The organism is Nostocoides japonicum T1-X7, assembly GCF_001046855.1.
Taxonomy (GTDB): Bacteria; Actinomycetota; Actinomycetes; order Actinomycetales; family Dermatophilaceae; genus Nostocoides; species Nostocoides japonicum.
Window position 1 is genome coordinate 777,298 of the sequence record NZ_HF570958.1, and the last position, 10,499, is coordinate 787,796.

9 protein-coding genes are annotated in these 10,499 nt (G+C 72.1%); 5 read left to right on the top strand and 4 right to left on the bottom strand.

Annotation, left to right across the window (positions count from 1 at the left end; all coding sequences use genetic code 11):
• The first annotated feature begins 55 nt into the window (after positions 1-55).
• The gene (locus BN12_RS03495; protein ID WP_048550113.1) at positions 56-2,365 is read left to right on the top strand and encodes a heavy metal translocating P-type ATPase; all 2,310 of its coding nucleotides are present in this window, start codon (positions 56-58) and stop codon (positions 2,363-2,365) included.
• Between the two features lies 1 nt (position 2,366).
• On the top strand, positions 2,367-4,484 hold the full coding sequence (locus tag BN12_RS03500) for a heavy metal translocating P-type ATPase (RefSeq protein ID WP_048550116.1): 2,118 nt from the start codon (positions 2,367-2,369) through the stop codon (positions 4,482-4,484).
• Between the two features lie 76 nt (positions 4,485-4,560).
• On the opposite strand, the gene BN12_RS03505 is transcribed toward BN12_RS03500, so the two are convergent.
• Complete coding sequence (locus BN12_RS03505) at positions 4,561-5,169, bottom strand: TetR/AcrR family transcriptional regulator (protein WP_048555947.1); 609 nt, start codon at positions 5,167-5,169, stop codon at positions 4,561-4,563.
• Positions 5,170-5,300: 131 nt separating this feature from the next.
• On the opposite strand from BN12_RS03505, the gene BN12_RS03510 reads away from it, so the two are divergent.
• From BN12_RS03510 to BN12_RS03520, 3 genes are all read left to right on the top strand, one after another.
• Entirely contained in the window at positions 5,301-6,737 is a 1,437-nt protein-coding gene (locus tag BN12_RS03510) for an MFS transporter (protein WP_083454383.1), read from the top strand.
• 268 nt (positions 6,738-7,005) lie between these two features.
• A complete protein-coding gene (locus BN12_RS03515; RefSeq protein ID WP_048550120.1) occupies positions 7,006-7,248 on the top strand; it encodes a hypothetical protein in 243 nt (80 codons plus the stop codon).
• A gap of 60 nt (positions 7,249-7,308) precedes the next feature.
• Positions 7,309-7,563: a hypothetical protein gene (locus BN12_RS03520; RefSeq protein ID WP_048550124.1), complete on the top strand. Its 255-nt coding sequence runs from the start codon at positions 7,309-7,311 to the stop codon at positions 7,561-7,563.
• A gap of 29 nt (positions 7,564-7,592) precedes the next feature.
• On the opposite strand, the gene BN12_RS03525 is transcribed toward BN12_RS03520, so the two are convergent.
• The 3 genes from BN12_RS03525 to BN12_RS03535 all read right to left on the bottom strand — a co-directional run.
• Complete coding sequence (locus tag BN12_RS03525; RefSeq protein WP_157635323.1) at positions 7,593-8,318, bottom strand: F510_1955 family glycosylhydrolase; 726 nt, start codon at positions 8,316-8,318, stop codon at positions 7,593-7,595.
• Between the two features lie 106 nt (positions 8,319-8,424).
• Positions 8,425-9,036 (bottom strand): DUF305 domain-containing protein, encoded by a 612-nt coding sequence (locus tag BN12_RS03530; RefSeq protein ID WP_235432286.1) that lies wholly within the window; start codon positions 9,034-9,036, stop codon positions 8,425-8,427.
• A gap of 100 nt (positions 9,037-9,136) precedes the next feature.
• Positions 9,137-10,499, bottom strand: a 1,363-nt coding sequence (locus BN12_RS03535; RefSeq protein WP_157635662.1) for a multicopper oxidase family protein, incomplete at its 5' end; no start/stop codon positions are given.

Here is a 10,499-nt window from a genome sequence, read left to right on the forward strand (position 1 = left end):
CCCAGGGTCCGCGCGACCGCACTCCTCATTCCACTGCTGCACTGGAAGGACCGTCATGAGCTCGACCACCGAGCACCCCACCACCAGCGCTGCCGGCGCCCGCGACGTGGAGCTCGTCCTCACCGGCATGACGTGCGCGTCCTGCGCCAACCGCGTCGAGCGCAAGCTCAACAAGGTGGACGGCGTCCGTGCGCAGGTGAACTTCGCCACCGAGAAGGCCCGCGTCGTCGTCGACGCCCCCGGTGTGACGGATGCGGACCTCGTCGCCGCCGTCGAGGCGGCCGGCTACGGCGCGGCCGTCCCGGCCGTCGAGGCGTCCCCGCGTTCGTCCGGGGACGCCGCCGACGACGAAGCGCCAGAGGTCACCTCGCTGCGCCGCCGCCTGCTCGTGTCCGCGGCTTTGGCCGTCCCCGTCATCGCGATGGCGATGGTCCCCGCCCTGCAGTTCACCTTCTGGCAGTGGCTGTCCCTGACCCTGGCCGCACCCGTCGTGGTCTGGGGCGCGCTTCCCTTCCACCGCGCCGCCTGGACCAACCTGCGTCACGGCGCCGCCACCATGGACACCCTCATCTCGATGGGCACCCTCGCCGCCCTCGGCTGGTCCCTCTACGCCCTGTTCCTGGGCGACGCCGGGATGCCCGGCATGACCCACCCCTTCGAGCTCACCATCGACCGCAGCAGCGGGACGGCGAACATCTACCTCGAGGTCGCCGCCGGCGTCACGACGTTCATCCTCGCCGGGCGCTACTTCGAGGCACGCTCCAAGCGTCAAGCCGGCGCCGCCCTCCGGGCCCTGCTCGACCTCGGCGCTAAGGAGGTCGCGGTGCTGCGCGACGGTGTCGAGGAGCGGGTTCCCGTCGACCAGCTCGTTGCCGGTGACGTGTTCGTCGTGCGTCCCGGGGAGAAGATCGCCACGGACGGCGTCATCGAGTCCGGGACCTCCGCCGTCGACGCCTCGATGGTCACGGGGGAGTCGGTGCCTGTTGAGGTCGCCCCCGGTGACTCGGTCATCGGGGCCACCGTCAACGCCGGCGGCCGGCTCACGGTCAGGGCCACCCGTGTTGGCGCCGACACCCAGCTCGCGCAGATGGCCCGGCTCGTCGAGGACGCCCAGAACGGCAAGTCCGCCGCGCAGCGGCTCGCCGACCGCGTATCGGGAGTCTTCGTCCCCGTCGTTATCGCCCTCGCGGTGGGCACCCTCGGCTTCTGGCTCGGCTCGGGGGCGGGCGCCTCCGTCGCGTTCACCGCGGCCGTCGCCGTCCTCATCATCGCCTGCCCCTGCGCCCTGGGCCTCGCCACGCCGATGGCGCTCATGGTCGGCACCGGACGCGGCGCCCAGCTCGGCATCCTCATCAAGGGCCCCGAGGTGCTCGAGCAGACCCGACGGGTCGACACGATCGTCCTCGACAAGACCGGCACCGTCACCACCGGCACGATGACCCTGCAGGACATCATCGTCGCCGACGGCGAGAACCCCGACGAGGTCCTCCGGCTGGCCGGCGCCCTCGAGGACGCCTCCGAGCACCCCATCGCCAAGGCTGTCGCGAAGGCCGCCACGGCGCGTGTCGGCTCCCTCCCGTCGGTCGACGGCTTCGCCAACGCCGAAGGGCTGGGGGTGCAGGGCGTCGTCGAGGGTCGGGCCGTCCTCGTCGGTCGACCGCAGCTGCTCGCCGACTGGTCCCAGCACCTGGACGAGGACCTCCAGCAGGCCCTCGCCGATGCGCAGGGCGCCGGGTCGACCGCCGTCGCCGTCGGGTGGGACGGCCGGGCACGAGGCATCATCACGGTCGCCGACGAGGTCAGAGCGACCTCGGCCCAGGCCCTCGCCGAGCTGCGCGCCCTCGGGCTGCGGCCCATCCTGCTCACCGGCGACAACGCCGCCGTCGCCGCCGACGTCGCCGCTGTCGTGGGCATCGATGCGGCCGACTTCATCGCCGACGTCATGCCTGCCGACAAGGTTGACGTCGTCAAACGTCTCCAAGGAGAGGGGCGCGTCGTCGCCATGGTGGGCGACGGCGTCAACGACGCCGCCGCGCTCGCCCAAGCCGACCTCGGACTGGCCATGGGCACCGGGACGGACGTCGCGATCGAGGCCAGTGACCTCACCCTCGTGCGTGGGGACCTGCGCGTCGCCGCCGACGCGATCCGGCTGTCGCGACGCACCCTCGCCACCATCAAGGGCAACCTGTTCTGGGCGTTCGGCTACAACGTCGCTGCCCTCCCCCTCGCCGCCGCCGGACTGCTCAACCCGATGCTCGCCGGCGCCGCCATGGCGTTCTCGTCGGTCTTCGTCGTCGGAAACAGTCTGCGCCTGAGGGGTTTCCGAACCTCCACCCCGTCCGCCGACACCTCCGGGAGGGCCTGATATGAGCCCCGACAGCACCACGCACGACGGCCACCACGACCACACCGGTCACCCCGAACCGCTGGAGCACGCCGGCCACACCGGCACGACGAAGCACACCTCCGCCACCCAGAGCAGCGGTGACGGGCACTCCGGGCACTCGGGTCACGGAGGGCACGGCGACCACGTCGGGCAGTTCCGTCGCCTCTTCTGGATCATGCTCGTCGTGGCCGTGCCGGTCGTGGGCCTGTCCGGGATGTTCGCGATGCTCGTCGGCTACGACCTGCCCCACGGAGGCTGGGTCGCCTGGGTCTCCCCGGTCCTCGGCACCGTCATGTACCTCTGGGGTGGGCGTCCCTTCCTCACCGGCGCCGTCTCCGAGGTCCGCTCCCGCACCCCCGGGATGATGCTGCTCATCGCGCTGGCCATCACCGTCGCCTTCGTCGCGTCGTGGGGCGCCAGCACCGGTGTGCTGGATCATGAGCTCGACTTCTGGTGGGAGCTGGCCCTGCTCATCGTCATCATGCTGCTCGGCCACTGGATCGAGATGCGCTCCCTCGCCCAGACCACCTCCGCCCTCGACTCCCTGGCGGCGCTGCTGCCCGACGAGGCCGAGCGCGTCGAGGCCGGACGGACCGTCACGGTCAGCCCCTCCGAGCTGCGGGTCGGCGACGTCGTCGTCGTCCGGCCCGGCGGGTCCGTCCCCGCAGACGGGCGCATCGTGGACGGTCGCGCCGAGATGGACGAGTCGATGGTGACCGGTGAGTCCCGCACGGTCGCGCGCACCGTGGGCGAGCCGGTCACCGCCGGCACCGTGGCCACCGACTCGGGGCTGCGGGTCGAGGTGACGGCCACCGGCGACGACACGGCCCTGGCCGGCATCCAGCGGCTCGTCGCCGACGCCCAGGCGTCCTCCTCGCGCGCGCAGCGGATCGCCGACACCGCGGCCGGTTGGCTGTTCTGGTTCGCCCTCGCCTCGGCGGCGGTCACCATCGTCGTCTGGACCCTCGTCGGCCTCCCTGACTCCGGTGTCGTGCGCACCATCACCGTGCTGGTCATCGCCTGCCCCCACGCCCTCGGCCTGGCCATCCCGCTCGTGGTGTCCATCGCGACCGAGCGCGCCGCCCGCGGCGGGGTGCTCGTCAAGGACCGGCTGGCGCTGGAGAGCATGCGCACCGTCGACACCGTCCTGTTCGACAAGACCGGCACCCTCACCAGGGGCGAGCCCACGGTGACGGCACTCGCGCCGGTCGACGGCCTCGACCCCCGGGCCCTCCTCTCGCTCGCCGCCTCCGCCGAGGCCGACAGCGAGCACCCCCTAGCCAAGGCGATCGTCCGTCACGCGTCCGACGAAGGTGCCCCGACCTCGGCAGCGACCGGGTTCTCCTCGTCCCCGGCCGTCGGGGTGACCGCGACCGTCGACGGCCGCGAGGTCCGCGTCGGCGGACCACGGCTGCTCGAGGATCTCGGCATCTCCGAGGTCCCCGAGGCCGACGTATGGCGCCGCGAGGGCGCGATCATCCTCCACGTCGTCCGCGACGGCATCCTCGTCGGTGGCCTCAAGCTGGCCGACGAGATCCGCCCGGAGTCCCGTCAGGCGGTCGACGCCCTGCACCGCCGCGACGTCCAGGTCGTCATGATCACCGGGGACGCCGAAGCGGTCGCCGCGTCCGTCGCCACCGACCTGGGAATCGACCGCCACTTCGCCGGCGTCCGCCCCGAGGACAAGGCAGCCAAGGTCAAGCAGCTCCAGGACGAGGGCCGCAAGGTCGCCATGGTCGGCGACGGCGTCAACGACGCACCCGCCCTCGCCCAGGCCGACGTCGGCATCGCCATCGGCGCCGGCACCGACGTCGCCATCGCCTCCGCCGGCGTCATCCTCGCCAGCGACGACCCCCGCTCCGTCCTCTCGGTCATCGAGCTCTCCCGCGCGTCCTACCGCAAGATGAAGCAGAACCTCTGGTGGGCCGCCGGCTACAACCTGCTCTCCGTACCCCTGGCTGCAGGAGTGCTCGCTCCCGTCGGGTTCGTCCTGCCGATGTCCGTCGGGGCGATCCTCATGTCCGCCTCCACGGTGGTCGTGGCGCTGAACGCGCAGCTCCTGCGACGGCTCGACCTGCGTCCCGGCAGCGTCCACTGACGACCTGAGACCGGCTGCGGCAGAACCGTTCTACCGCGTTCGCCGCGACAGGTCCGATCCGGTCGGAGGGCGCGGCTCAGCCGCGGGGCTGCGGAGCGTAGGCGGCGAGCAGGGTGGCCTGCAGTAGGGGGCCGGCCCGGTTAGGCTCGAGGCGGCCAGCCGCGATCTCGTCGGCCGCTCCGTGCATCAGCGCGTGCATGGTGGCCAGGAGCCAGTCGACCGGCAGGTCGTCGCGAAAGGCCCCCTCATCCTGACCGCGGACGACGAGGGCGCGCACCCGGGCCTCGACGACGTCGTGCAGCTCACGGACCCGCCCTTGCGGGAGCTCTCGCTGAGCTGCAGCCAGCAGCGACCGGGACTCCTCTAGCAGCGACCAGCTCGAGTCGACCAGTCGCGCCAATGCTTCCGGGGGGGCTGCGTCGAGATCGAGAGCGGACAACGCTTCGTTGCCGCGGTCAAGCACGTCGATGAGTGCGGCCTCGACCAGCTCGGCACGGGAGGCGAAGTGGCCGTAGAGGGTGACCCGTCCGACGCCTGCGGCCTGCGCGATCTCGGCCACCGACGCGTCAGGATCGGCGCGCAAGGTGCTGATGGTCGACGCCACGATCGCCGCGCGGTTTCTTCGCGCGTCGGCACGGCGCGGCTCGGCCGGCCGCTGCCCGGAGGCTCGTGGTGCGGCGGCCATCCCTTCCCTCGCCGGCCTGCGCACCACGGGAACCCCCTCATTTCTCGAACAGGAATGTACAGGTTACTGTAGCCGTTGAAGAACTCGTACAGGCATGTTCGGTTTCACTCTCGATCATCGAAGGAGGGGTCATGTCGACCTCAACCGGCCGCGCTTCAGGCAACACCCGCCCACGAGACCCAGGAGACCAGGACGCTCCCGGCACCGAGGCACCCTCTTCGCGACGCTGGCAGGTGCTCGGACTGCTGGCCGTCGCCCAGTTCATGCTGATCCTCGACGTCACCGTCGTCGCGATCGCGCTGCCCCTCATGGGCGCTGAGCTCGGCCTGGGCAGGGAGACCCTGACCTGGGTGGTCAGCGCGTACACCCTGACCTTCGGCGGGCTGATGCTGCTGGGCGGCCGGCTCGCCGACCTCATCGGCCCGCGCCGGTTGGTCCTGGCCGGGATGGTGGTCTTCACTCTCGCCTCACTGGCCACCGGAGCCGCTCAGGACAGCGTGACCGTCCTGGCCGGGCGGGTCGGACAGGGCCTCGGTGCCGCGATGCTGTCCCCGGCCGCACTCTCCGTCGTGGTCCGGATGTTCGAGGGCGACGAGCGCAACCGCGCCCTGGGCATCTGGTCGGCTCTCGGCGGCGGAGGCGCGGCAGCCGGCGTCCTGATCGGCGGAGCCCTCACCGCCGGTCCCGGTTGGCCGTGGGTGTTCTGGGTCAACGTCCCGATCGGCGTCGTGGTGGTCGCCGTCCTGACGAAGATCCTTCCCGACCTCCCCCCGGTCGAGACCGGCTCGAGGGGCCGGGTCGACGTTCTGGGCGCTCTCCTGGTCACCGCGGCGACGGGCACGGCCATCTATGCCCTGGTCGGCGCGGGCGAGTCCGGCTGGTTCGAAGCGCGCACCCTGGGGCTGTTCGCGGGCTCGGTGGCGCTCTATGTGCTGTTCGTGCTCCGGCAGCGGGCGTCCGCCTCCCCGCTGATGGATCTCGGTCTGCTGTTCCGTCGTCCTGTGTTCGCCGGCCTGTTCGTCATCGGGATCGCCACCGCGCTCATGGTCGCGGTGTTCTTCCTCGGTTCGTTCTACCTCCAGGAGTACGCCGACCTCGGACCACTGGCCACCGGACTGCTGTTCCTGCCCGTCGCGCTGTTCACGATGGCCGGAGCGAACGTCGGCGGCCGCATCATCGGGCGCACCGGTGGCCGCGGCCTCGGCATCATCGGGCTGGTGATCGCTGCGATCGGGCTGTCGATTCCCGCGGCGTCGACCTCCACCCTCGGCGTGGTCGCGGGCATCAGCCTCGGCGCAGCCGGCATCGGCACCCTCTTCGTGGTCGCCGCTGCCACCGCCTTGGGCAACGTGGCTCCGCACGAGGCCGGCATCGCCTCGGGCGTGCTGTCCACCTTCCACGAGTTCGGCGCTTCCTTTGGCGTGGCACTCGTCTCCAGCGTCGCGGCCGCCAGCCTGGCTGCGCAGACCACCGACGGGTACGCCTCTGCCTTCACCGCCGCAGCAGCGGCCGCCCTGGTCTCCGCCGGCGTGGCCGGCATCGCGATCCCGGGTCGTTCGACGCCCTGAGCAACGCCCTCGAGGCGCGTGGCGGTGGGCGTGAGGGAAGGCCCCTCCCGCCCACCGCCACAGCGTGTCCTTGACCGAACCTTCACAGAAGTCGCTGGTCGACCTTCAGCACGGCCCTCGATGCTGCGGGGATGAGCGGAACGGACGTCCTGTGGGCCATGGCGCTGGTCCTGGGTGCCGTCCTCGGCCTGGGCCTCTTGGTGCGCCACGCGCTTCGGGACGCCAGGCCGGGACCCGATGACCGAGAGCTGGATGAGCGGGGGCCGCAGTGATCGGCGACCAGGACGGTTCGCGCGACGTCCGGTCCGAGTACGCCCGCCACCGTCGCCGAGTCCGTGTCGGCCAGGTCCTGCTCGCGCTGGCGGCGATCATGGCCGCGGTCCACCTCGTGGCTCACCTGACCTCCAGCCCCTCCGGGTCGGTGGACCTGCTGGCCGGCTACCCCATGGCGGCCATGCTCTTCCTCGTCGGAGCGGTACTGGCCGGTCGCGCCGACCCCACCCGCGGCTGAGGGGTGCCCGCCCACGTTCTCCCACCAGCGGGAGCCCTCGTCCTAGCCACGTTTCTTCTGGTGGCCAGCCACCGCTACCGCCTCCCGAAGCCGTGGTGGCCGGTCGCCATCGGCTGCGGGCTCGGGGCGCTCCTCTTGCCGTCGCTGGCCGACCACTACGCCTCCAGCAGAGCGGACCTCGCGGCCCTGGTGGCGCTCACGGTCGCAGCGTTCGAGGCCGTCGGCTTCGCGTCCCGCACCCGGACCGCCCAGCTTCGCCCGGGATCGCTGCGACGCCTCGACGCCGAGCTCCGGCTGCTGACGCGAGAGCAATGACCGCGTGGCCGTGCGCTCGCCGCGGCTCCTCACGCGGTCCCGTCGGCCACCCAGGGTTCGAAGGCGCGACCGTCTCGTGACACCACGAGCCCGGCCTCGGCGAGAACCACCACGGTCAGGTCCTCCACCGGCCCCCACGCGGTGACGGCCACCGGGCCCGGAGCCCGCGCCCCGGACGGGGTCCACTGCGTGCCCGCGGCCCGGCCGAGGTGCATGGCTCCGTCGGCCGTCACCGCGACGACCGCCTCGCCTGCCCGCGCCAGGAGAGCCGGCCCCGGCGCCTCGGGCATCGACTGCCACGACCGGCCCCCGTCGTCCGAAGCCCACAGCGACCGCCCGTCGCTGGCCAGGACGCGGTCGTCGCGTTCGGAACCGATCAGCGAGATGGGCGCGAAGGACGCGGACGAGGGCGTCCACTCCAGCAGGTCGGGGCTCGTCCGCCACGCGCCGTCGAAAGCGACCAGGCCGCGCCGGGTGGCGGCGAGGACGTGGAAGTCGGACTCGCCGCCACGGGAGAGCACCTGCCAGGTGCGTCCCTCGTCCCGGCTCTCGATGAGACCGACCGGCTGAGGGAGGTCGGTCCCGGGCTGCGGGTGGCCGGAGGCCAGGTACCGTCCGGGACCGGTCACGGTGAACCCCATGAGGTCGATGGCCGGCCCGACCTGCTGGATCCCGCGGGCGTCCGCGCGGTAGAGGCCGCTGTGCGAGGCGATGAGCAACGCCCCCGATCCCGGGTCCGTGGCCAGGGCGTGCACGTGCCCGACCCCTGGGGGGAGGGGGGTCGCGGAGCGTTCCGGGGTCGGGCGCGCTGCGTCGTCGGGTCCACCCTGTGGGCTCCACCAGGCCACCGCCGCAGCGCGGTCACGCCAGCAGCTGCTTCATCGTGGTGATCTCGGCCTGCTGCCCGTCGACGATCGACTGGGCCAGGGTGCGGACCTCGGCGTTGCTCGTGGTTCCCAGGACGTCCTGGGCCATGGTGATGGCGCCCTCGTGGTGGGCGACCATCATCGTCAGCCACTCCTTGTCGAACTCCGACCCACTCAGGCCGGCCAGCCTGGTCATGTCGCCCTCGCCCATCATGCCGGGCATGGAGTGGTCCATCGGTGCGCTGGTGCTCGCCCCCCACGTCGTCAGCCAGGACGTCATGGTCGCGATCTCCGGGCCCTGAGCCTTGGCGATCTGGTCGGCGAGGTCGCGGACCTCCGGTGAGGCCTGGGCCTTGTCCTGCAGGGCCAGGTCGGCCATCTCGACCGCCTGCTGGTGGTGCGGGATCATCATCTGCGCGAACATCACGTCCCCCGATGCGGCGGAGGACGTCGGGGAAGCACTCGAGCCCATGCCGGACATCCCGGACATGCCGGACATCCCCGAATCGGCACCGCTGTTCCCGCAGGCGCTCAGGCCGAGGGCGACCAGGCCCGCTGCGGCAGCGGTGGCCACGGAGCGACGGATGGGACGGTTGGGACGGGACACGAGCTCTCCTCACAGAACGGCTTGCACGAGGTTCCACCCTGCGGCACGAGCCCGGGTGGTTCCGGCAAGGGCCCATGAAGGTTCGATGAAGGTCCCCGCGTCAGGTCACGTACGAGAAGGTCGTCATCATCCCGGCCTCTGCGTGATAGGCGTTGTGACAGTGGGCCGCCCACTGGCCAGGGTTGTCCGCCTCCACGTCGAGCAGCACTCGCTGCATGGGTCGCACGATGACCGTGTCCTTGCGCACCCCGGTCCCGACCACCGCGAAGGTGTGGCCGTGCAGGTGCACCGGGTGGAACATCATCGAGGCGTTCGTCACCTCCAGGCGGGCCCGCTCGCCCTGCCGGACCGGGAGAGGGTCGGCATCCGGGTGGGCCTTCCCGTTGACGGTCCAGCGGTAGGGGCTCATCGACCCGCCGAGGACGAACGGGAGTGTGCGGTCGACGGCTCGTCGGGTGAGCCTGACGGTGTCGACGGGGGCCAGGTCGGCCACCGTGAGGACTCTCCCGCCGAGCTCGACCGCTGCCGAGCCGGTGGGGGTCGGTCCTGAGGCGGTGCGCACGACGGCCATCGCCAGACCCGGCTTGCCCTCGGGGCGCGCCACCAGGGGGAACGCGCCGTCGCCGACGGTGACCAGCAGGTCGTATCTTTCACCCATCCCCACGAGCAGGGCGTCCCCGACGACCGGTTGCACGGGGAAACCGTCGGAGTGGGTGACGGTCACCCGGTGCCCACCGACGGCGACGCGGAACGCGGTGTCGGCGGCGGCGTTGACCAGCCGGATCCGCACCCGCTGCCCGGGCCGGGCGGTCAGCGTGGCGGGAGCGGACGGTACCCGGCCGTTGACCAGGTAGTGGGGGTGCTCGACGTCGCCACCGGTCCCGAGCAGCGGGGAGCCGCCGACGCCACCCATCGGCATGCCACCCATGGGCATGCCGCCCATGCCGTCCATCGGCATCCCGTCCATCCCGCCCCTGGCGTTCCCGCTGCCCCCGGCCGAGACCAGGGCGGCGAGCGCGTCGTCGGGTGTGGTCCCGGTACCGTCGAGCCAGTCGTCGAGGACGACGACCCATTCTGTGTCGTAACCCCCCGGGTCCTGGGGGTCCTCGACGACCAGCACGCCGTACAGACCACGGTCGAGCTGGACACCGACGTGCGGGTGGTAGAAGTACGTGCCCGGATCGGGGGCGGTGAAGTCGTAGCGGAAGGAGTCTCCCGGCTGCACGGCGGCCTGGGTGAGGCCCGGGACGCCGTCCATGTCGTTGCGCAGGGCCAGCCCGTGCCAGTGGATGCTGGTCGGGACCGGGAGGTCGTTGGTGAGCTCCACCCGCAACGTCTCCCCCGCCGTCATCCGCAGCAGCGGGCCGGGCAGGGAGTCGTCGAAGGCCCAGCTGCGCACCGCCGGCCCGCCCAGGTCGAGGGCCGTCGGGGCCGCGCGCAGCGCCGCCGACACCACGCGCGTG

What these genes read in the sequence shown, in the direction of transcription:
- BN12_RS03495 (WP_048550113.1), top strand. Translation starts at nt 56, where the DNA reads ATGAGCTCGACCACCGAGCACCCCACCACCAGCGCTGCCGGCGCCCGC.
- BN12_RS03500 (WP_048550116.1), top strand. Translation starts at nt 2,367, where the DNA reads ATGAGCCCCGACAGCACCACGCACGACGGCCACCACGACCACACCGGT.
- BN12_RS03505 (WP_048555947.1), bottom strand. Translation starts at nt 5,169, where the DNA reads ATGGCCGCCGCACCACGAGCCTCCGGGCAGCGGCCGGCCGAGCCGCGC.
- BN12_RS03510 (WP_083454383.1), top strand. Translation starts at nt 5,301, where the DNA reads ATGTCGACCTCAACCGGCCGCGCTTCAGGCAACACCCGCCCACGAGAC.